The following is a 19836-nucleotide window of genomic DNA, read 5'->3' on the forward strand; positions in this document are numbered from 1 at the left end:
GTGGTGTGACGGTCCGTCATGGTGCGACGGGAGCGGGGCCGATGGGCGGCCAGGGGGGTCGGGGAGAAAGGCGAGTGCACGGAACCTCCGGGCATTGAGGGTGGGTGACGGCGCGGCGCGCAGCGCCCGGTGCCGGCAGGCGGGTCCGGCCGGTCACGGGATGGCGATGGTGGGCAAGGGCCAACGGGTGTGGCGCCCGGGGGAGCACGGCACACAGCACATGGGGCTGTTCGCATCTGCTGCCACTCGATGCACAGGGTGCTGCGTCGGGGGCTTGGCGGATCAACGCGGACGACGAGCTGGGCACGGACCGTGAGGTTCCAGCCGGACCTCGCGGAAGGGTGCAGGTAGCTGCAAGCCGCTGTTGTGGTGATGCGCCGTGTTGTGGTCAGGAGAATCACGGACTCTGTGATGGCCTGTCAACAGCCTGTGAGATGTGTGCGACATGTCACTGCGTGCCAACGGGCCTCCCAGGCTGCGCCCCTGAGTGCCCTTGCCACACGAGTGGGGGCGGCTCACGCCACGGCGACCGGCGCCGGCAATGCCTCGGTGCGCGGGGGAACCCTTCGCCCTACGGGCTCGACCGAACTGTCCCTTCTGCGGCCCGTGCGAAGGCTGCTCGCCTGCTGGTGCAAAGAGTTGGCGCGGCGTGCGACGGGAATCGCCGGTCAGGTGTGCCTGGAGATGCGTCCGTTCACTGCCTTCGAGACGGCAGGAATGCACACCGTCTGCGGCCGTACGGATCTGAAGAACTACATACCCGACCAGGCCGCCGAGGCGGTCAGAGGGCTGCGTTCGGCGGGCGCCGTCATCATGGGCAGGAGCAACATGCCGGCGGGCCACCAGGACGTCCAGGCCGACAACCCCGTGTTCGGCCCCTCGTCACACCCGTGGGACACGGCCCGTACGTCGGGCGGGTCCGCCGGAGGCGGTCGTCCCACTTCACCGGCCTGTACGGGTACGAGTCGACAAGGCGATCGATCCCCCTCATCGGACATGTTCCCTACGGCCCGGGGCCGGGACGGTGGACAGAGGCCGACATGGCCTGCGGCGGCGCACAGGTCCGCGACCCACGTGACCTCGTCCCGATCCTGCAGGCGGTGGTCGGGCCGGCGGACCACGACGTCGGCTTCACCTGCACACTGCGCCTCCGCGCGCGACCGGACTCGTTGATTTCCGGGTCGCAGTATGGAGTGAGGATCCGGCGTGCCTCATCGACGACGACGTGGCGGAAGCCGTGGCGGAGGCGATCGGTACGGCGGGCAGCGGGGCCAAGGTCGTGATGCAGCGTACGAGCCGTCATTGTCGACAGGGTTTTACGTTGTCCGTTGTCCGTCGCGAGCCGGTTGTCGGTGCCCTCGGGGTGAGGGTCCCGGCGGTGTCCGTCAGGAAGGGCGGCTTGGGTCCCGGCGCGGATTCAGATCCAGACGGGCGCGTGGTCCTCGGAGTAGCGGGCGCCGAAGCCGCCGTGTGCAGAATCTCGTCGATCGTGGCGAGGCCGTCGCCCCTGGTCAGAGGGACATCGACGGCGCGGGCGGGCCGGCTGGGAGACGGTGATGCCCTTGGTCGCGGCCAGGTTGCCGAGCTTGCCCACGGCTTGGGCGTCCTTCTCGACGTTGCCGGGCTGCCGGCGGGGGTCGACATTGCGCATGTCGGCTACGTCGCGTTCGCCGGCGGGTGTGGCGGTGCCGGTGATGAAGCCGCGGCCGAGAGATGAGTAGGCGACGAAGCCGACGCCCAGTTCGTCGAGGACCGGGAAGAGCTGCTCGACGTCCCGCTCGATAAGGAGTACCAGCCTGAAGGACGGAGGCCGGCCGCACCACCTGCGCCCCGCGGATGGTCTGCGGGCCGGTCTCGCTCAGGCCGAAGTGCTTGGCCTTGCCCGCATCGATCAGCTCCTTGACAGTGTTCCGGCGAGAGGCCCGGCTCAGCGTCATTCACCAGGCGGATCGGTTGCGATCACTGACTCGACCTGCTTACTCTTACGATCGTAATTTAATGGACTGGGGCCGCGTCAGGTCACGCCATCAGCGCTCTGGTCATCTCCTCTCCACTTCATCGGGAACCTTCATGGACCTCTCCGCCAGCACCGCCCTTGTCACCGGAGCGAACCGGGGCTTCGGCCGGGCCCTCGCCGCCGAACTGCTCAGCCGCGGCGCCACCGTCTACGCCGGCGCCCGCAACCCCGACCAGGTCGACCTGCCCGGCGCCAAGCCGATCGCGCTCGACATCACCGACCCCGCCTCCGTCGCGGCCGCCGCCGCGGCCACCGGCGATGTGACCATCCTGGTCAACAACGCGGGATCTTCCACCGGCGCCGACTTGCTCACCGCCGACCTGGACGACATCCGCCTGGAGATGAACACCCACTACCTCGGCACCCTGACGGTGGCCCGCGCCTTCGCACCCCAGATCGCGGCCAACGGTGGCGGGGCCATGCTGAACGTCCTGTCCGGCCTGTCCTGGGTCAGCTTCCCGGAGTTCGGCGCCTACTGCGCCGCCAAATCCGCGGAGTGGTCACTTACCAACACCCTGCGCGTGCAACTGGCCGACCAGGGCATCCGCGTGGCCGGTCTGCACGTCGGCTACATGGACACCGACATGGTCCGAACCGTCGACGCGGCCAAGTCCGACCCGGCCGACATCGCGCGCATCGCCGTGGACGGCATCGCCGCCGGCGCCTACGAGATCCTCGCCGACAACGCGGCCCGCCAGGCGCAGGCGGCACTGTCCGGGGGTGTCTCGGCGCTCTACCCGCAGCTCCCCTGAGGAGGGCCCGCCCTCGCCGGCCAATCGCCAGGCGCGTCCGCCAAGGGGACGTCCTGACACGGCATCACAAGCAACCGGTTCGGGAGGCAGTGCCGTCGGGGCCGCGGTCATGACCGGCATGGCCGGAGTCATCACCGCGCTCGACAACCTGATCGTCACCGCCACCCTCCCCTCCATCCGCTAAGACCTCGGCGGCGGCCTCGCTCAAAAGCGAGGAGCTCTTCTGCCCGCCTGGCCTTTCCCACTCTCGTACGCCGCCGGACGGTCTCGACGGCTCGGTTCGCCGGTCGGCCATCCAGGCGAAAACGGCTGGCCGGTGGCTCGCCCCGTGTGTCGGGTCTTGCCTGCTGAGCGTTTCCCGGGCCTATTGTATTATGATCGTAAGGTGAATGGTGGGAAACGAGCGATGGCTCGCCATCAGCTCGAACGAACAGAGCCCACACCATGCCGCACAGGTGCAGGCGGGGCCGGCCCAGCCGACGCCGCTCCGACGGACAAGTCGGCGACACCCGCACCCCACCAGGCGCAACAGCTCCGTGGTCGCCGGACGCGATCACGGTCATGCAAGCCCGAGCCCCTATGAAATGGAAACCACGCCATGAGCCAGCCCAGCACGATCCGCCTGGAGCGGACGACCCCGCGGACCGCGAGGATCACGTTCTCGAATCCCCCCGTGAACCTGGTGATTCCCGAGTCCATCGTGACGCTGCACAAGATCGTCTCGGAGCTGGAGAACGACCCGGACATCCAGGTCGTCGTCTTCGCCAGCGAACTTCCCGACTTCTTCATCAACCACTTCGACGCCGCCGCGGCCGCCGACCTTCCCGTGCCCGAGCACGAGGACGACAACCCGCTGTGGACCGACATGGTCCTGCGGCTGAGCAAGGCTCCGTTCGTCAGCATCGCGGCCATCCGGGGCCGTACCCGCGGCGCCGGCAACGAGCTGGCCCTGGCCTGCGACCTGCGCTACGCCAGCCGCGAGAAGGCGTTCTTCGGCCAGCCCGAGGTCGGCCTCGGCCTCGTCCCCGGCGGAGGCGGCGCCGAGCGGCTCCCGCGCTCCATCGGCCGCGACCGCGCCCTGGAGGCCATCCTGACCAGCGCCGACTATGACGCCGACCTGGCCGAACGCTGGGGATGGGTCACCCGGACCCTGCCCGACGCGGAACTCGACGCCTTCGTCGACGCGACCGTCGCCCGCCTCGCCTCCTTCGACCGGCATGCGCTGGCGACCGCGAAGTCCCAGGTCAACCGGGCGACACTGCCGCCGGACGCCCACCTGGTCGCCGCCTTCGGCGAGTTCGCGGGCACCCTGACGCAGCCGGGATTCGCCGCGCGTGCGGTCGGACTCGGCGCACTGGTTGCCGAAAAGGGCCTCGACGTCGAGTACCAGCTGGGTGAGTACATCGGCCGGGTCAGCGAAGCCCTCTGATGGCCCCGGCCGCGCCCACGACCGACCGCAGCGCCCCACTGGGCGCCCGTAGGCGCCGCGACAGCCTGGGCCGGTGCCATCCTCGGCGGCCCACCAGGGTCCCTGCGGCGGCCGGGCACGCCCAACGGCAGCCCCGGCCGCCGGCTCCCGGCCGGAGGGCCGCGCCCCGCCCGCCGGGGTCCGAACCTCGAGACTGTGTCCGGCACCTCACCGAGAGGGTCGCTGCCCAGCTCAAGGCGACTCTTCGCTGGGGAAATCAAGCACCGATGGACTTCTCCTTGATCCGGCATCCCGTTCTGGTCGCGTACGGCGAGGACGACCGCAGGCTTCCCACACGAGCATCGTCCGACCTCGCGCATCGCCTGCCCAACGCCTCACTTCGGATCTACCCCGATGCCGGCCATGGCGGCGTCTTCCAGCACCACGAGCACCACGAGCACCACGAGCAGTTCGTGCCGCATATTCCGGAGCTTCTTCGATGAGCTCCCAAGCCGGAGGTATCAGAAAGATGCGTCTGAAAAAGCTGGTTCTTGGTTCCGCGGGCCTCGGGATCGCCGTGATCGGGTTGATCTATCTCTTGGCTCCCCACCTCTTGCTCGACGTCTACGGGGTCGACATCCAGTCGCCATCGGAGGCGAACATTTTCAGGAGCGGTTCCGGGTCACTGTTCGTAGCCATGGCGATCTTGTTCTGCCTGGGAGCCTTTAACACGCGTTACACCAGGACTTCGCTCATCACGCTGTTCACCTTCATGAGCGGCCTGGCTGTGGGGCGCCTGGTCAGCATCGTGGCGGATGGGTGGCCCCATGCTCTGCTGATCGCCGTTCTTGTCGTCGAGGCTTCCTACGCCGGGGCTGCGGCCTATGTGTTGCGGGTGGAGGACTCCTCCCCGCAGCTGAAAGAGACCGCCTGACAGTAGTGTCGCGTGATGCCGGCCGCACCATCTGATGGCTCGTTCTCGCAATACAGAGGCGTGACCTGCGAGAACGGGGACCTGCGGCTCGATCGCGCATTGGACCAGCGACACCCGGATCGGCGAGCTAGGGCAGTACGCAATTGATCAGCCGACGTTCCACTGCCACTTCGTCCCGGACCCCGACGGCTCTCGAACAGCCCAGGCCGTCAAGCCCGCCCGCGTGCGCTGCCGGCCTCAACGAAACCGCCGACCATAAAGGACTTCCCAATAGCGGACGTCAAGCCGTAGCCGCGAGCGAGGGGCGGGGTTCGTAGGAGGTCTGGTCGCGGATCATGGCCCAGAGAACGTTGAGGCGTCGGCGGGCCAGAGCGAGGACGGCCTGGATGTGGCTTTTACCTTCGTTGCGTTTGCGATGGTAGTAGCGCTGAGAGACGGGACAGCACCGGATGCTGGCCATCGCGGCGACAAGCTGACTGCCATACCCGGAGTCCTCGGGCTTCACCGATCCTACGAATGACCGGCGTGAGCCCGCGCTAGAACCGTAGGACAAGCTCAGGCTTCTGGGCTCAGTGCCGCCGGCTGGTCCTCGCTGCCGTGCGCCAGCGAGGCGAGAATTTCCTTGCGGCAGACATCGAGGATTTCGTCCGCCAGCGGAGAACCGTCCGGGCATGCCCGCGACAGCATGACCGCGCCGACCGACTGAGCGAGCATGTCGATCAGCGTGGTGCGGTCCACGCGCTGGTCCGCATCCCCTGGCGTGTCGCTCGGGGCCTGAAGGGCCGTCAACAGGTTCTCGATCCCGGCCGCGAACTCCGTTTTGATATCCGCCGACTGACGTGCGGCATCGCCGCTGAGGGCCGCGATGGTGCAACCGTCACTGCGCCCGTCGCGATGCTCCCGGGAGACATAGCGCTCGACGAACTCGGCGGGGCCCAGACCTTCCGTCCGTGCCGCGGTCTGTGAGAGCCCGCTCGCGGACGCTTCGGCCATCAGGTCGGCCTTGGAGCGGAAGTGCTTGTAGAACCCGCCATGGGTGAACCCGGCGGCTGCCATCAGTTCCGCCACGCCGACAGCGTCATAGCCGCGCTCGCGGAACAGCCTGGCAGCTGTCGCGACGATGTGCGCACGGTTCTGTTCCGCCTGGGCCCTGGTGACCCGCATGTCCAGCTCCCTTCCACGGTCGACGCTCGACGGTCAAGCATACATAGATGTCGATCGACATCTATGAGGTTGACTTTTTAAATTACGACCGTCATTGTATTGCTCGCCCCTCCAGAAAGGCTCAGGCCATGAGTGACACGCATGTGACCGCACCGACCCAGTACATCGAGGTCGACGGTGAACGGTTCGCCTACCGCCGCTGGGGCAAGCCCTCCGGCGTCCCGATCTTCCTCGTCCAGCACTTCCGCGGGGGAATGGACAACTGGGACCCCCTGCTCACCGACGGCCTGGCCGAAGGCCGTGAGGTCATCCTGTTCAACGGGCGCGGTATCGCCTCGTCATCCGGCACGCCGCGCAACCGGGTCGAGGACATGGCCGACGACATCGCCGCCGTCATCCGGGCGCTGGGGCTGGAGCAGGTCGATCTGCTCGGCTTCTCGCTCGGGGGTTACCAGGCGCAGGAGGTCGCGCTGCGCCACCCCCAGCTGGTACGCAAGCTCCTCCTGCTCGGCACCGGCCTCCGCGGCGGGGACCCGACGATGGACCCCAAGGTGCCCGAGGTGGCGCTGAACCCGGTCCCCACCCTGGAGGACTTCCTCTTCCTGTTCTTCGGCCGCTCACAAGCCGCGGTCGAAGCGGGCCGGGCCTTCTGGGAGCGACGTCACCAGCGGGCCGACCAGGACCCGCCGAGCTCGCCCGCAGTCGGGCAGGCGCAGTTCGAAGCGTCCATGGCCTATGCGGAGCCGCTGCCGGGCGAGAATCCCTACGCCTACCTGAACGCGATCACCCAGCCGACGCTGGTCCTCAACGGCGAGAACGACGTGATGATCGCCTCGATCAACTCCTGGCACCTCGCCCAGAACATCCCCAACGCCCAGCTGCTGATCTACCCCGACGCCGGGCACGGAGCCCACTTCCAGTACCCCGAGCGGTTCCTCAAGCACGCCCTCCAGTTCCTCGACGAGTAAGTAGCTGCGCGCCAAGGCCGAACGGCACGTCCTCGGCCGACGGCGGTCCCGGTCGTTCCTGCGCCGTCCGCCACCCAGTAAAGTATTACGTACGTAATGTAATTTATCCATGCTCATGGCGGATGCCTCATCGGATTCACAGTCCGGGACGAGGTCTGCCGGATGTCCGCCACCAACAACCTGAGGAAGCACGCATGCTCGACAGCCTGTGGACCCCGACCGTCGCCGGAAAGATCTCCCTGCCGCATCGTCTGGCGATGTCCCCCCTGACCCGCAGCAGGGCCACCCCGGACGGCGTGCCGACCGAGCTCAACGCCGAGTACTACGCCCAGCGCGCCTCGCACGCCCTCATCATCACCGAGGGCACCCAGCCCTCCGCCGACGGCCAGGGCTACCCGGTGACGCCGGGCATCTACACCGACGAGCACATCGCCGGCTGGCGCAAGGTCACCGACGCCGTACACAAGGCCGACGGGCGTATCGTCATCCAGCTCATGCACGTCGGGCGGATCTCCCACCCCGACAACACCCCCCACCACCGGCAGCCGGTGGCCCCCTCCGCGATCAAGCCGGGGGGCCTCACGTTCACCGGCTCCGGGATGCAGGAAATGCCGGAACCGCGCGCACTGTCCACCGAGGAGGTCACCGCGACGGTCGACGACTTCCGGCGGGCCGCCGCGGCCGCCATCGCGGCCGGCGCCGACGGCGTCGAGATCCACGGCGCCAACGGCTACCTGGTCCACCAGTTCCTCTTCCCCAGCACCAACCAGCGCACCGACCAGTACGGCGGCTCCCTCGACAACCGCATCCGCTTCGCGGTGGAGGTCGCCGCCGCCGTGGCCGACGAGATCGGAGCCGACCGTACCGGCATCCGGCTCTCCCCCGGCAACCCCTTCCAACTCGGCGACCTCACGGAGGACGACCCCCGCGAGCTTTACCCGCACCTCGTGCGCGCCCTCGCTGCCCTGGACCTCGCCTACCTGCACCTCGCCCACGGCGGCGACGAGGAACTCCTGGGCACGCTGCGCGAGCTGTGGCCGAACACGCTGCTCCTCAACCGCGCGGGCACCGACATCGCCACCCGCGCCAAGGACATCGAGAACGGCATCGCCGACGTCATCACCGTGGGCTCAATGGCACTCGCCAACCCCGACCTGGTCGAGCGCATCCGTGCGGGCGCGCCCCTGAACACCCCCGACCCGGCCACCTTCTACGGAGGTGGCGCGGCCGGCTACACCGACTACCCCACCTACGCCGCCTGACCAGAGCGCCCGGTGCCCGAGGGAGTCGCCTTCCTCGGGCGCTTCGGCGTGCGCGCGGCGCAGCCAGGCAGCGGGGCAAATGCGCTCGCGACGCGAGCGGTGCGCCGGCGATGACGACGAGGTCCCGCCCCGCGGCTTTGAATCCGGACTCGCCGCACCGGACGGGGACTCGGCCCCATTTCATGACTGAAGACGAGGCATTCGCATCAATGCATGCGATCTCCCCGACAAGGTCGTTTTCATCACCGGCGGCACCGGCGGCACCGGCGGCACCGGCGGCACCGGCGGACTCGGCAGCGCCATGGCCCGGGCCCTTCTCTCCCGCGGCGCCCGGGTCGGCATCGTGGATCTGCGTCCGGACACGCTGGAGATCGCAGCCGACATCTCGTCGTCCCACGTTGTCGGCTTTACCGCGGACGTCTGCGACCGCAGCGCGCTCAACGATGCCGTGGCCCACCTGTGTGAGCGGTTCGGGCGGGTCGGCGTCGCGATCGCGAGCGCCGGCATCATGGGCAGTGCGCGTGGAACTCGCCCGCCACGGCGCCTCCGCCACCACCGTCTGATCCAGACGGACATGATCAGAAACGGCGTCGACGCGGATCCTGCGATCACTGAGATGTCGGCCAGGACATCGCCGGGGCCGCTGCTCAAGCGCTTGGCGCCGGACCAGGCCGCCGAAGCCGTGGTGCGGGTCATCGAACACCGGTCACCCCGTGTGATCCGGCCGGCTCGCTGGGCCCCGCTGTCCGTGCCGCGAGGAGTGATCAACCCGGTGATCGACGGGCGTCTGGCACGTGATCGCGTGGTGCACGCGATCCTCGGCAAGCTCGACGGGCGTTCAGGCCGCTAAGCAAGGTCGCAGCGAGGTGCCTGCACCGAAGCCGACCTGGCCGGCGATCTCGTCCGCCGGCCAGGTCGGTGGTCTCCAGGAGGGGCGGTCGCGCCGGGCAACAGCCAAGGCCGCCATGCGAGCCCATGGCCTGCCGTCCGCTGGGAGGCAGATTGACCGCACAATCACCTGTCGCTCGTAATATTACGTGCGTCAGGCCATGGATTAGGATGGGATCACGAGGCAATGCCCGGCAAAGTTGAGGGAGGCACCCTGTGGCGCGCTACGCCAAAGAGCACAAGCAGGTGACGCGGCAGCGGATCATCGAGCGGGCCGGCCACCGGTTCAAGCAGGACGGCATCGACGGCTCCGGCATCTCCACGCTGATGTCCGACGCCGGACTCACCAACGGAGCCTTCTACGCCCACTTCGAGTCCAAGGACGACCTCGTCGCCAATGTCGTCGCCGAGCAGTTGCGCGCGCAGGTCAAGCAGTACGACACGCTCCGGCCCGGCCGCGAGGGACTTGAGGATTTCATCCGCGGGTATCTGTCGCCCGAGCACCGGGACAACCCCGGTGACGGTTGCCCGTCCGCGGCCCTGCTCGACGAGATCGGCCGCTGCGGTGACGCGACCAAGGACGTCTACACCGACGGCGCCAGGGCCATCCTGGACGAGCTCGCCGCCCGCCTGGCACCCGAGGATCCGCAATCCGCCCGCGGTCAGGCCATCGGGCTCTACACCATGGCGGTGGGAACGTTGCAGCTGTCCCGGGCGCTCTCCGACCGGAAGTTCTCCGACGAGGTCCTCGAGCAGGGAATCGAGAACGCCCTCACCTTCGCGCAACAGCGGTCGGTACCGGCTGGCTGACCACCTGGCAAGGGCCGGGACGCCGGTGCCGCGCACCCGCGATTTCGGCCGTCAGCGTGAGCGGGCGGTCGCCGGGACAACTGCGATCTCGGAAGCGACACCGATGCGGCGATCCTCCGCTCGTACGGCGCATGACGCTCCACTCATTCGATACGCCGTAGCGGACTGGCGCAGACGGGATATCGACCACGCCGGTCTCCGCATCGCCGTCCGCACAAAAACCGTCTCGGCGCCGTATGACTGAGAAGCGAGCAGCTCGGTTACGTCGAACAGGTGCCGAGAGCCGTGACGCCCGCCGGGCGTCACGGCTCTGAGTCGGCGTCCTCGGCCCGTACGCAGACCGCACCGCGGCCCTACGGCCGGCCGAAGAACTCGAGCGCCGTCGGCACGAACTGCTCGTGGTACTGGAAGATGCCGCCGTGGCCGCCGTCGGGGTAGATCACCAGCTCGGCGTTGGGCAGTCGCCGGGCCAGGTCGTGCGAGTTCGACGTCGGAACCATGCGGTCGTCGTCGCCGTTGGCGACGAGCACGGGCTGCTGGATGTGGGAGAGATCCTGCGGCTGTGCCAGCCCCCAGCGGTGGATGGCCTTGAGCTGGGAGAAGTAGGAGGTGGGGCGGATCGCCTTGTCCCGGTCCTTGGTGCGCTCCTTCAGGCGGGCCAGGAACTCCTTGCCGGCCCGAATCCCGTTCGGGGTGCGGGTGAAGAAGAGGAACTGCTTCACGTCCTGAAGGGTGAGCAGTGCCCGCAGGGTGTCGTAGTGGGAGATCCGGGTGACGTTCTTGATGCCCTCGCCCCCGGCCGGACCGGTGCCCGCGAGGATCAGCCTGCGGATGAGCTGCGGATCGGTCTGGGCGGTCACCTGGGCGATCATGGCGCCCATCGAGAAGCTGAGGACGTCCACCTGCTCGAACCCCAGCGCCCGGATGAAGGTGACGGCGTCCTTGGCCATCTCCTCGATGGTCTTCGGCGTCTTGCCGCTGGACGCGCCCACGCCCCTGTTGTCGAACGTGATCACCCGGTGCTTGGCGGCGATGCCGTCGACGACCCGGGGGTCCCAGTTGTCCAGTACCGCGGCGAGGTGGGTGATGAAGATGACCGGCATGCCGGTCCGGGGGCCGAGGTCGCGGTAGGCGAAGGTCACTCCGTCGGCGGTGACGGTGCGGGTCTGCGCGTTCTTGTACGACGTCACCACGTCGCCGTCGTTTCGTGTTTCGCGTGCGTTCACGGTCGTGCCCTTCGATGTGTGGGTTACCGCCGCTGTGCGCCAATTTCTGCTTCCTCGCGGGTGAGCGCAGAGCGGTTCCCGGTCTCCCGGCTGCGACTGCAGTCCGGAGTCGACGGTCAGAGGAGGCCCAGGAAGTGGGAAACCCCTTGGATCAGGCCTGAACAACCCGCCGACTATTGAAGTATGACCGTACTTTAATCAGGGTGCAAGTGGTGGAGTCGAACTGGATGCACAGCTGTGGAATCCCGAGTTCCGCCAAGCGTCATGGCGCATAGCGCAACGCACCACCAGGGCAGGAGCGGCTCACCTACGCCGACGGCCACGAGACGCTGATCGTGACCGATGAGTCGTGGACGTCCGGCCCCGGAGCGGTGACAACGACGGTCAGGACATCGATGCCGGCGTGACGACGACACCTGGCTGCGCCCCGGAATCCAGGACGAGGGCTGAGCCGGAGCCTGCACCGGCTCGACAACGCCCGCCTCAGCCCCGATCCCGCGCCGCCGGTACGGCGCATGCCCACGTGCACCTGCGGCGGATCTGACGCGGCGCTTCCGGGCCCCCCTTCTCCTCGACTTCGGACAGAACACCGTGGGCCGGCTCAAGCTCCGTGCGCGCGGAGTGGCCGGGACGGCATCACGGCGCGGCACCCGGGGTCCTTGAGGACAGTGAGGGGTTCTTGAGGGCAGCGAGCTGTGCGTACGGCCGCTGCGTTCGGCCCTGGCGACCAACCACTTCACCTTGAGCGGCTGCGAAGACGCCTTCGAACCGGCCATGGCCTTCCACGAGTTCCGCTGCGCCCAGCTCACGGGCGGGCCCAAAAGGCATCCCGGCCGGTGACGTGGTGGGCGTCGTCGTCATCGACGTCCGCCCCGACCTCGAACTGTCGTGATGTTCACTCGTGCTCCTGCGCAACACCGTCGTGGTGCGCAGATCGGCCGGCTGATCCCCGATCCGGTCGATCCCGCCCGCCAAGGTCGGCGAGGCCGAACTGCCTGAGGCGGTGGCGGTCGCGTCCCAGGCGGACTACGTCGTCGCGGTCGTCCGCGACACCGTCGGTCTGACCGGGGAAAGGCCGCTCCACGGCGACGCTGGAGCTCATGGTGAGTCAGATCGCGCTCCTCGACGCCCTCCAGAAGCTCTCGACCGGCCCCTCGTCGTCGTCCTGATCCAGGGCAATCCCTCGACGCTGCCCGCCTCGGAACTCGGCGCGGACGCCATCATCCAGGCCTTCAACCCGGGATGCGGGGCGGTCGGGCGATCGCCGAGTTCATGCTCGGGTGCATCGAGCCGAGTGGGCGGCTGCCGCTCGGCGTTCCCCGCCCTGCCGGACAGCTGCCGGTCTACTGCGGCCAGGTTCGGGGGCATCACAGCCGCTTCGGCGAGGGCCTCAGCTACACGACGGTGAACCACTCGGAACCGGCAATCCAGAATTGTCACGTCGCCGGTACGCACCGACTGCCCAGCCTCGATGGCGACGCCGGTCAACCATCGTGCAAGCGCCGCCTCACGGCTGTGAGGCGGCGCTTGCACGACTGCCGGCCAGCCGCCGGGGTTCGGGATCGGCGGTGCGGTCGGCGTGCTCAGGCGGCGAGGAAGTCGGTCACCTGCTTGGTGAAGGCCTTGGCGTGCTGGAAGAGGAAGGCGTGGCCGGCGTCGCCGTAGAGGAGGAGGGTGGCGTCGGCCAGGTGCTGGACGGCGACGTAGGACGCGTGGGCGGGGACCATCACGTCGTGCAGACCGTTGGCGTACAGGACGGGGTGCTCGATGGACTCCAGTTCGGCCCGTACCTCGTCGAAGGGGGCCGCCAGCAGCCGGCCGATCGCGGCGAGCATGCCCTGCGCCGTCGCCTCGGTGACCGCGGGGCCGCCGGCGGCGAGCCGGGTCGCGACGTGGGCGAAGTGCTCGTGACCTGAGGCGCGGGCCGCGTCCGTCTCCGGGTAGAACAGGTACAGCATGTCCTCCTGGTCGGCGTCGGGCTTGGCCATGATGCCCAGGACCTTTTCGCTCGCCTCCGGCGCACCGGGCACCCAGCCGGTCGGGCCGCTGCCTGCCACGATGATCTTGCGCACCAGCTCCGGGCGTCGCGCGGCCAGGCGCTGGGCCACGAAGCCGCCCAGTGACCAGCCGAGCAGGTCGGCCTGCGTGAGGCCGAGGGCCTCGATGAACTCGGCGGCGCCCTCGGCGAATCCGTCGAGGGAGTCGCGCGGCTCTCCGGTGGTGTAGCCGACGCCGACGTTGTCGAAGACGATCACGTCGTGGTCGGCGGCCAGGTAGTCCAGGAACTCCGGGTCCCACCAGTCGATGGTCGCGCGGAAACGCTGCAGCAGGACCAGCGGGACGCCGCCCTGCGGTCCCATGCGCCGGTAGGTGAAGGTCGCGGAGGGCCCCTCCATGATGAGGTTCTCGGCCGTGTCGGCCAGATATGTGCTCATGACGTCCATCTCTTGTTGGCGGGTGCCCGTCGGTTCTGGCGGGTCTGCTCACGCAGCACACGGGGAGGCGTGCTGGGCCTGTGGGGCCGCTGCCGTTGGCCGGCGCTCGAAGAGGCGAGCCGGAGTTGTGGATCAGGCCGACGATCCGATCCGCTCGGATCGCTCGACACCTTCTCGACCCCCTGGGGTCACCCAGGCGGCTTCCGGCGCGCTCCGATCGCCTCGGAATCCACCGCGCCGAGCCGCGAGGCGATTGAATTATGCTCATAATATTAAGCATGGGTGCTTCTGGCGCACAAGGGGGCCCCTGCGGTGAGCGGGGCTCGCGGTCGGCTGTGGAGCCGAATGCGGACCGGCAGTGCAAGCGGTTCAGCACGACAGGGGATGAGAGGCTGCGGCCCCGCCCCGGCTGTGAGGGTGCTGGAATCCAGGGCTATTAAATTACGTTCACAATACAATACATTGGGGGAGCCGATGGAGGGCGAGTTGCCCGCCCGGTACGTAGAGGAGTGTGTGGTGCGATACGGGAGAGAGCACAAGCAGGCCACCCGGCAGAGGATCATCGAGACGGCGGGCCGTCGCTTCAAGGAGGACGGCATCGACGGCTCGGGCATCGCGGCGCTCATGAGGGACGCCGGGCTGACCAACGGCGCCTTCTACACCCACTTCACGTCCAAGGACGAACTGGTGGCCACCACGATCGCCGACCAGCTGCAGGCCCAGAACGCGACTATCGTCGCGCACGCGGAACCGGGCCGCGCCGGCCTCGAACAGATCGTGCGCTGGTACCTGTCCCCCTGGCACCGTGACAGCCGTGACGTCGGCTGCCCCTCCGCCGCCCTGCTCGACGAGATAGGGCGCTGCACACACCCGACCAAGCAGGCCTACACCGACGGCGTACTGGTGGTCGCCGACGGCATCGCCACCCGCCTGGCGCCCAACGACCCGCTCTCGGTTCGCCCCATGGCACTGAGCTCGTACGCCATGATGGCCGGCACACTCCAGCTCTCACGGGCCCTCGCCGACCCGCAGCTCGCTGATCAAGTCCTCGAACAGGGCATCCACAACGCCCTCGCCCTCCTGGGCATCGAGCACGAAGGGGACACCAGGACGGCGCACTGACCGGCGTGCAAGGGGACACCGCGGAGCGGGCGCCGCGCCTAGGCACCGCGCCAACACCTCACCTGCGGCGCGACATCCGTACGGGAAGAGGTGCCCACTCGACACACGGAGCCTGCACGCGGCCTTGTCCACCCCCTACGTACGGGCGCCACGTCGCGGGCCTCGCCTGCCGCGTCGGACCCGCGGTGCACGGGTTCAAGGCGGGCGACGAGGTCTACACCCGACCTCGCGACGCAGCGCCACTCTGCTCGTGGCGGGCACACCAACCCTGAACTCGCTTCCGACCGATCGCCTGCCGGTGACGCTTCACAAATGGCCGTCAGAGCAAAGGCATGAGAACGGCGTCGACGATCGCCACGTGGTCGCAACCCCGGAATCGGTGGTCCGCGCGCCCAAGGGGGCCGACCTGACGGCGGCGTCGACCCTCCTGATGAACGCGCTCACCGCGCGGATGGCGCTGGACGCCCTTGAACTGCCCCCCCCGGAGCGACGGTCGCGGTGACCGGCGCAGCCGGCGCCGTCGGCGGTTACGCGGTGCAGCCGGCCAAGGCCGCCGGGTTGACAGTGATCGCCGACGCGGCGGACAAGGACCGCGACCTCGTCACCGGCCTGGGTCCCGATCACGTGCTCCCCCGCGGGGACCAATTCGCCGAACGAGTCCGTGAACTGCGCCCCGCCGGCGCGGGCGGGATCATCGGCGCCGGGCTGATGAACGCGGCGGTGGCCGCAGGGGTGCGCGACGGCGGAACCATCGTGACCCTTCAGGGGTTTACCGGGACCACGGACCGTGGTGTGCGCCGGCTCCCCTTGTTCGTGGGGGACCGGCTCCGGGACACGGCAGCCCTGACGGAACTACGCGACCAGGCCGAGTCCGGCATCCTCACACTCCCGGTCGCGGCCACGTTCCCAGCCGAACAGGCGGCAGAGGCGCACCGTCTCTTCGAAGTGGGCGGTGTACGGGGGCGCCCCGTACTGCTGTTCTGAGCCAGGCCGTGACCGTACGACGCGGCCAGGACTACACCCCGCGCGTCAGTGCCACCCCAGCGGCACACCGCCAACTCCTCGACCGCTGCCAGCCGCACGCGACAACGCCACAGCGATCCCTCGGCCGTCGGACTGATTCGGACTGATCAGGAACGGCTGACCTCCGGGTACGCCCAGGTCGTCCAGCCGTTGATCCAGATCGCCGAACAGCTCATTGAACTCCCGTATGAATGGGCTCACTTCCCTCGGCCACGCGAGGTCTCGCCGGGTGAAGTGCACCCGCCACCCTGTGATCGACATGACGCTGGACGACAGCCGCGGACAGCTCAACAGCGCATAGCAGAAGATGGACGGTCATACGGCGCGGCCTGCGCGTCGAAGGACAGGGCGGAGAGCCTCGATGACACTCGCGTCGTCGACGGTGGAGGGGATGGGTTCGTCGAGGCCGTCGGCGATGCCGCGCATCGTCTTGCGAAGGATCTTTCCCGATCGGGTCTTGGGCAGGGCGGCCACGACCGCCACGCTCTTGAGCGAGGCGACGGCACCGATGCGGTCGCGTACGAGCTGGACGAGTTCGGCCTCGACCTCGGTCGCCTCGCGGCTGATGCCGGCTTTGAGGACGACGAAACCGCGCGGCACTTGCCCCTTCAGTGCGTCGGCGACCCCGATGACGGCACATTCCGCGACATCGGGATGAGCCGCCAGGGCTTCCTCCATGCTGCCGGTGGACAGTCGGTGTCCGGCGACGTTGATGACGTCGTCGGTGCGGCCCATGACGAAGACGTAGCCGTCGTCGTCGAGGTGGCCGCTGTCGCCGGTGAGGTAGTAGCCGTCGTAGGCGGAGAGGTAGGAGGCGACGTAGCGTTCGTCGTCGTTCCACAGGGTGGGAAGCGCGCCCGGCGGCAGGGGGAGCTTCACGACGATGGCGCCGTCGACGCCCGCGGTCACCGGATCGCCCGAGGGGTCGAGGACGCGGACGTCCCAGCCGGGCAGCGGGCGGGTGGGGGAACCGGGCTTGACGGGCGCGGCCTCGATGCCGACCGGGTTGGCGACGATGGGCCAGCCCGTCTCCGTCTGCCACCAGTGGTCGATCACCGGAATGTCCAGAAGGGTGCTTGCCCAGCGGTACGTCTCGGGGTCGAGGCGCTCGCCCGCGAGGAAGAGGTGGCGCAGGCCGGACAGGTCGTGGTCCGCGGCGAGCAGACCCTTGGGGTCCTCCTTACGGATGGCCCGGAAAGCGGTGGGCGCGGTGAACATCGTCTTGACGCGGTACTCGGCGGCGACGCGCCAGAACTGCCCCGCGTCCGGGGTACCGACCGGCTTGCCCTCGTACAGGACCGTGGTCGCGCCGACCAGCAGCGGGGCGTAGACGATGTACGAATGGCCGACGACCCAGCCGACGTCCGAGCCGGTGAACATCGTCTCGCCCGGGCCCACGTCGTACACGGCGCCCATCGACCAGTGCAGGGCGACCGCGTAGCCGCCGCTGTCACGCACAACTCCCTTCGGTTTCCCGGTCGTTCCGGACGTGTAGAGGATGTACAGGGGCGCGTTCGCCGGGACGGGAGCGCAGTCGGCCGGCGGTGCCGCGGCGACCAGGTCGGCCCAGTCGAGATCGTCGGCCCCCAACTCGGCCCGCTCCTGCGGACGTTGCAGGATAACGCTCTTCTCCGGCTTGTGGACCGCGAGTTCGATGGCCCGGTCGAGCAGCGGCTTGTACGCGATGACCCGCTTGCCCTCGATGCCGCAGGAGGCGGAGACGACCACCTTGGGGGCGGCGTCGTCGATGCGGAGGGCGAGTTCGTGCGGGGCGAACCCGCCGAAGACCACCGAGTGCACGGCGCCGATGCGCGCACAGGCCAGCATCGCGATGGCGGCCTCGGGGACCATCGGCATGTAGATCACCACTCGGTCGCCCTGTTCCACACCGAGTTGCGCGAGCCCTCCGGCGAAGGCCGCCACCTCGTCCCTGAGTTGGGTGTAGGTGTAGGTGCGCCGGGTGCCGGTCACGGGTGAGTCGTAGACGAGTGCGGGTTGATCGCCGCGGCCCGCGTCGACGTGCCGGTCGAGCGCGTTGAAGCAGACGTTCAGCCGACCGTCGGGAAACCAGCGGTAGAAGGGTGCGCCGGAGGCGTCCAGGGCGCGTCGCGGAGCGACATCCCAGTCGATGCCTTCCGCCGCCGTCAGCCAGAAGTTCTCCGGGTCTTCGGTGCTGGCGCGGAAGACGTCCTCGTACTTTCCCATTGCGCACTCCTTTGTGGCGTCCAGGGACCGGGGGAGGGGCGGCGTGCAGAACGCTGCCTCAACGCATACCTCAGGTTGGCCGCAATGGCCGAGCAGGATGCCGATGACCCGGATTCCCGGTCACCGGCATCGCGTCACGTCATGGTTGGCGAGCCCTTGTCGGCAGGCCCCGCACTCATGCTCTGGTCAGGCGCCGAGGTGCGTGCGGAGCCACTGCCCCATCCGGTCGATCGCCGCGTTCACCTCGGGCACGCGGCCCGCGCCCAGGACGAACGAGTGCTGACCCTCGGGAACCCCGTGGGTCTCGGAAGTGACCTTGAAGTCGGCGAGCCGGAGCCCGAGCACGGCACCGTCGTCGGCAAGGGTCTCGTACTCGCCGTAGTAGACGAGCGTGGGCGGCAGGCCGGTCAGGTCGGCGTTGGCGATGCTGACCCGGGGGTCGGCGGGCTCGATGGCGGGGTCCTGCACCCAGGCTCCGCGGAAGAGCTCGAGGGTGGCGCGGCTGAGCATCTTGTCGTGCGCCTCGTTGGCGTCCACCGACTTGTTCTGGAGGGTGAGGTCGGTCCAGGGCGAGACGCTGACGATCGCACCGGGGGTGGGCTCGCCCTTGGCCAGCAGACGCAGCGCCAGCATGATCGCGAGCGTGCCGCCGATGGAGTGGCCGGTGCTGCCGATGTTCCGGGGCTCGTAGCCCTGGGAGAGCAGCCACCGGTAAGCCGTCTCGACGTCGTCGAGCTGCGCCGGGTAGGGGTGCTCCGGCGCCAGGCGGAAGTCCACGACCAGGGAGCGGACTCCGGCGGCCTTCGCGATGTGGCCGGCGGCCTTGCGGTCGGAGTGCATCGAGGCGGCGACCGATCCGCCGAAGTGGAAGTGGAGCAGCGCCTTATCGGGGGTGGCGCCCTCGGGGATGGCCCAGAGGGCGGGTACGCCGTCCGCGTCGACCTCGGCGTAGGTGACGCCTTCCGGTTCGGTCGACGCCTTGTGGTTCGAGTCGACGATGTCGCGGATGACGCTCAGGTCGAGACCCGGTGTCGCGGACTTCGCGCTCACGCCGGCGAGGAACTCCGCGAACTCGTGTGCTTCTTGGCTGACGCCCATGATGGCGCTCCTTCTCAGATGGGTGCCGTGACAGGTGTCCGTGCGGCAGCCGGATCGATGTACCGGTGACGCTACCTTCTGGGTATAGAAAAGTAAACTCAGCTTCGATCGGCGTCAGTCCTGTCGGTGCGCGGAATAAAGCTCCCTTGGTGCACTCACTTCGTCAGGTGGAGCGGGTCGTGGCCGAAGTCGGCATCGAGATCGAGGAGGTTTCGGTGTCCCTCGGCCTGGCGGCGACGGCTGCGGCTTCGGTGATCAATGCGTGGTCGGTTTGGCCGGGGGTCTGGTCCGGGACGGTGCGGCGGTGTGCGACGACGTTGCCGTTGAAGCGCCCAAGGACGGAAGTCCCCAGGCGTGTGAGGGTGCGGTCCGCTTCGGCAGCGGAGGCGTCGGGCAGGGCCGTGTCGTCGTGTCCAGCCACCACGAGAAGGCCGGTGACCGGAATTCTGTCCAGGGGGGCGAAATGCAGGGTCTGCTCACGGCAGAGCACGGCGGGCTTCAGAGGGGGTGGGCATGGCTAGATC

At 68.7% G+C, this 19836-nt stretch carries 20 protein-coding genes and 1 pseudogene; 13 read left to right on the forward strand and 8 right to left on the reverse strand.

From position 1 onward, the window contains the following. Window positions 1-684: 684 nt before the first annotated feature. The gene (locus tag CRP49_RS49250) at window positions 685-1173 is read left to right on the forward strand and encodes an amidase family protein (protein WP_218835945.1); all 489 of its coding nucleotides are present in this window, start codon (window positions 685-687) and stop codon (window positions 1171-1173) included. A 244-nt stretch (window positions 1174-1417) separates the two neighbouring features. Here the strand turns inward: CRP49_RS49250 and CRP49_RS48230 are convergent, their stop codons facing one another. Further along, on the reverse strand, window positions 1418-1795 hold the full coding sequence (locus tag CRP49_RS48230; RefSeq protein ID WP_306459784.1) for an aldo/keto reductase: 378 nt from the start codon (window positions 1793-1795) through the stop codon (window positions 1418-1420). Window positions 1796-2070: 275 nt separating this feature from the next. Here CRP49_RS48230 and CRP49_RS34780 point away from each other — a divergent pair, with 275 nt between their 5' ends. The 4 genes from CRP49_RS34780 (at window position 2071) to CRP49_RS34795 (ending at window position 5111) form a co-directional block, all read left to right on the forward strand. After that, window positions 2071-2769, forward strand: coding sequence for an SDR family oxidoreductase (locus CRP49_RS34780; protein WP_093903864.1), 699 nt, complete (start codon window positions 2071-2073; stop codon window positions 2767-2769). 598 nt (window positions 2770-3367) lie between these two features. Beyond that, window positions 3368-4198 (forward strand): enoyl-CoA hydratase/isomerase family protein, encoded by an 831-nt coding sequence (locus tag CRP49_RS34785; protein ID WP_037705111.1) that lies wholly within the window; start codon window positions 3368-3370, stop codon window positions 4196-4198. Then, on the forward strand, window positions 4198-4680 hold the full coding sequence (locus CRP49_RS49255; RefSeq protein ID WP_373560380.1) for an alpha/beta fold hydrolase: 483 nt from the start codon (window positions 4198-4200) through the stop codon (window positions 4678-4680). Before CRP49_RS34785 ends, CRP49_RS49255 begins: the two co-directional genes overlap by 1 nt. A gap of 26 nt (window positions 4681-4706) precedes the next feature. Beyond that, window positions 4707-5111 carry a DUF4345 domain-containing protein gene (locus tag CRP49_RS34795; protein ID WP_179851845.1) on the forward strand — a complete coding sequence of 135 codons (405 nt, stop codon included), beginning with the start codon at window positions 4707-4709 and terminating at the stop codon, window positions 5109-5111. A gap of 280 nt (window positions 5112-5391) precedes the next feature. On the opposite strand, the pseudogene CRP49_RS34800 reads toward CRP49_RS34795, so the two are convergent. Continuing rightward, window positions 5392-5580: pseudogene (locus CRP49_RS34800) on the reverse strand (IS110 family transposase); the annotation flags it as partial. A gap of 86 nt (window positions 5581-5666) precedes the next feature. Further along, on the reverse strand, window positions 5667-6275 hold the full coding sequence (locus tag CRP49_RS34805) for a TetR/AcrR family transcriptional regulator (RefSeq protein WP_097256923.1): 609 nt from the start codon (window positions 6273-6275) through the stop codon (window positions 5667-5669). A gap of 128 nt (window positions 6276-6403) precedes the next feature. Between CRP49_RS34805 and CRP49_RS34810 the strand changes: the two genes are divergently transcribed. The 4 genes from CRP49_RS34810 (at window position 6404) to CRP49_RS34825 (ending at window position 10203) form a co-directional block, all read left to right on the forward strand. Beyond that, window positions 6404-7243, forward strand: a complete 840-nt coding sequence (locus CRP49_RS34810; protein WP_097256924.1) for an alpha/beta fold hydrolase — start codon at window positions 6404-6406, stop codon at window positions 7241-7243. Between the two features lie 194 nt (window positions 7244-7437). Beyond that, complete coding sequence (locus CRP49_RS34815; protein WP_097256925.1) at window positions 7438-8505, forward strand: alkene reductase; 1068 nt, start codon at window positions 7438-7440, stop codon at window positions 8503-8505. A 241-nt stretch (window positions 8506-8746) separates the two neighbouring features. Continuing rightward, on the forward strand, window positions 8747-9355 hold the full coding sequence (locus CRP49_RS34820) for an SDR family NAD(P)-dependent oxidoreductase (RefSeq protein ID WP_257033716.1): 609 nt from the start codon (window positions 8747-8749) through the stop codon (window positions 9353-9355). Window positions 9356-9609: 254 nt separating this feature from the next. Beyond that, a complete protein-coding gene (locus CRP49_RS34825) occupies window positions 9610-10203 on the forward strand; it encodes a TetR/AcrR family transcriptional regulator (protein WP_095851116.1) in 594 nt (197 codons plus the stop codon). Between the two features lie 353 nt (window positions 10204-10556). Here the strand turns inward: CRP49_RS34825 and CRP49_RS34830 are convergent, their stop codons facing one another. Further along, window positions 10557-11429: an alpha/beta fold hydrolase gene (locus CRP49_RS34830; protein ID WP_097256927.1), complete on the reverse strand. Its 873-nt coding sequence runs from the start codon at window positions 11427-11429 to the stop codon at window positions 10557-10559. Window positions 11430-12122: 693 nt separating this feature from the next. Here CRP49_RS34830 and CRP49_RS49260 point away from each other — a divergent pair. Next, a complete protein-coding gene (locus CRP49_RS49260) occupies window positions 12123-12269 on the forward strand; it encodes a hypothetical protein (RefSeq protein ID WP_373560408.1) in 147 nt (48 codons plus the stop codon). A 743-nt stretch (window positions 12270-13012) separates the two neighbouring features. On the opposite strand, the gene CRP49_RS34840 is transcribed toward CRP49_RS49260, so the two are convergent. Beyond that, a complete protein-coding gene (locus CRP49_RS34840; protein WP_097257705.1) occupies window positions 13013-13864 on the reverse strand; it encodes an alpha/beta fold hydrolase in 852 nt (283 codons plus the stop codon). A 513-nt stretch (window positions 13865-14377) separates the two neighbouring features. On the opposite strand from CRP49_RS34840, the gene CRP49_RS34845 reads away from it, so the two are divergent. The 3 genes from CRP49_RS34845 (at window position 14378) to CRP49_RS34850 (ending at window position 15970) form a co-directional block, all read left to right on the forward strand. Next, window positions 14378-14986: a TetR/AcrR family transcriptional regulator gene (locus CRP49_RS34845; protein WP_097257706.1), complete on the forward strand. Its 609-nt coding sequence runs from the start codon at window positions 14378-14380 to the stop codon at window positions 14984-14986. 358 nt (window positions 14987-15344) lie between these two features. After that, window positions 15345-15488: a hypothetical protein gene (locus CRP49_RS47525; protein WP_218892977.1), complete on the forward strand. Its 144-nt coding sequence runs from the start codon at window positions 15345-15347 to the stop codon at window positions 15486-15488. After that, entirely contained in the window at window positions 15485-15970 is a 486-nt protein-coding gene (locus tag CRP49_RS34850) for a zinc-binding dehydrogenase (protein WP_218892978.1), read from the forward strand. Before CRP49_RS47525 ends, CRP49_RS34850 begins: the two co-directional genes overlap by 4 nt. Window positions 15971-16324: 354 nt before the next feature. Here CRP49_RS34850 and CRP49_RS34855 read toward each other — a convergent pair whose 3' ends face one another. From CRP49_RS34855 to CRP49_RS34865, 3 genes are all read right to left on the reverse strand, one after another. Next, on the reverse strand, window positions 16325-18214 hold the full coding sequence (locus CRP49_RS34855) for an AMP-binding protein (RefSeq protein WP_097256928.1): 1890 nt from the start codon (window positions 18212-18214) through the stop codon (window positions 16325-16327). 186 nt (window positions 18215-18400) lie between these two features. Further along, entirely contained in the window at window positions 18401-19312 is a 912-nt protein-coding gene (locus CRP49_RS34860) for an alpha/beta hydrolase (RefSeq protein ID WP_097256929.1), read from the reverse strand. Window positions 19313-19475: 163 nt separating this feature from the next. After that, complete coding sequence (locus tag CRP49_RS34865; protein ID WP_143670049.1) at window positions 19476-19733, reverse strand: hypothetical protein; 258 nt, start codon at window positions 19731-19733, stop codon at window positions 19476-19478. Window positions 19734-19836: the final 103 nt, after the last annotated feature.

It is taken from the genome of Streptomyces sp. Ag109_G2-15 (assembly GCF_900215565.1).
Lineage (GTDB): Bacteria > Actinomycetota > Actinomycetes > Streptomycetales > Streptomycetaceae > Streptomyces > Streptomyces diastatochromogenes.

What these genes read in the sequence shown, in the direction of transcription:
- CRP49_RS34810 (WP_097256924.1), top strand. Translation starts at nt 6,404, where the DNA reads ATGAGTGACACGCATGTGACCGCACCGACCCAGTACATCGAGGTCGAC.
- CRP49_RS34785 (WP_037705111.1), top strand. Translation starts at nt 3,368, where the DNA reads ATGAGCCAGCCCAGCACGATCCGCCTGGAGCGGACGACCCCGCGGACC.
- CRP49_RS49250 (WP_218835945.1), top strand. Translation starts at nt 685, where the DNA reads ATGCGTCCGTTCACTGCCTTCGAGACGGCAGGAATGCACACCGTCTGC.
- CRP49_RS49255 (WP_373560380.1), top strand. Translation starts at nt 4,198, where the DNA reads ATGGCCCCGGCCGCGCCCACGACCGACCGCAGCGCCCCACTGGGCGCC.
- CRP49_RS34815 (WP_097256925.1), top strand. Translation starts at nt 7,438, where the DNA reads ATGCTCGACAGCCTGTGGACCCCGACCGTCGCCGGAAAGATCTCCCTG.
- CRP49_RS34840 (WP_097257705.1), bottom strand. Translation starts at nt 13,864, where the DNA reads ATGAGCACATATCTGGCCGACACGGCCGAGAACCTCATCATGGAGGGG.
- CRP49_RS34860 (WP_097256929.1), bottom strand. Translation starts at nt 19,312, where the DNA reads ATGGGCGTCAGCCAAGAAGCACACGAGTTCGCGGAGTTCCTCGCCGGC.
- CRP49_RS34805 (WP_097256923.1), bottom strand. Translation starts at nt 6,275, where the DNA reads ATGCGGGTCACCAGGGCCCAGGCGGAACAGAACCGTGCGCACATCGTC.
- CRP49_RS34795 (WP_179851845.1), top strand. Translation starts at nt 4,707, where the DNA reads ATGCGTCTGAAAAAGCTGGTTCTTGGTTCCGCGGGCCTCGGGATCGCC.
- CRP49_RS34780 (WP_093903864.1), top strand. Translation starts at nt 2,071, where the DNA reads ATGGACCTCTCCGCCAGCACCGCCCTTGTCACCGGAGCGAACCGGGGC.
- CRP49_RS34855 (WP_097256928.1), bottom strand. Translation starts at nt 18,214, where the DNA reads ATGGGAAAGTACGAGGACGTCTTCCGCGCCAGCACCGAAGACCCGGAG.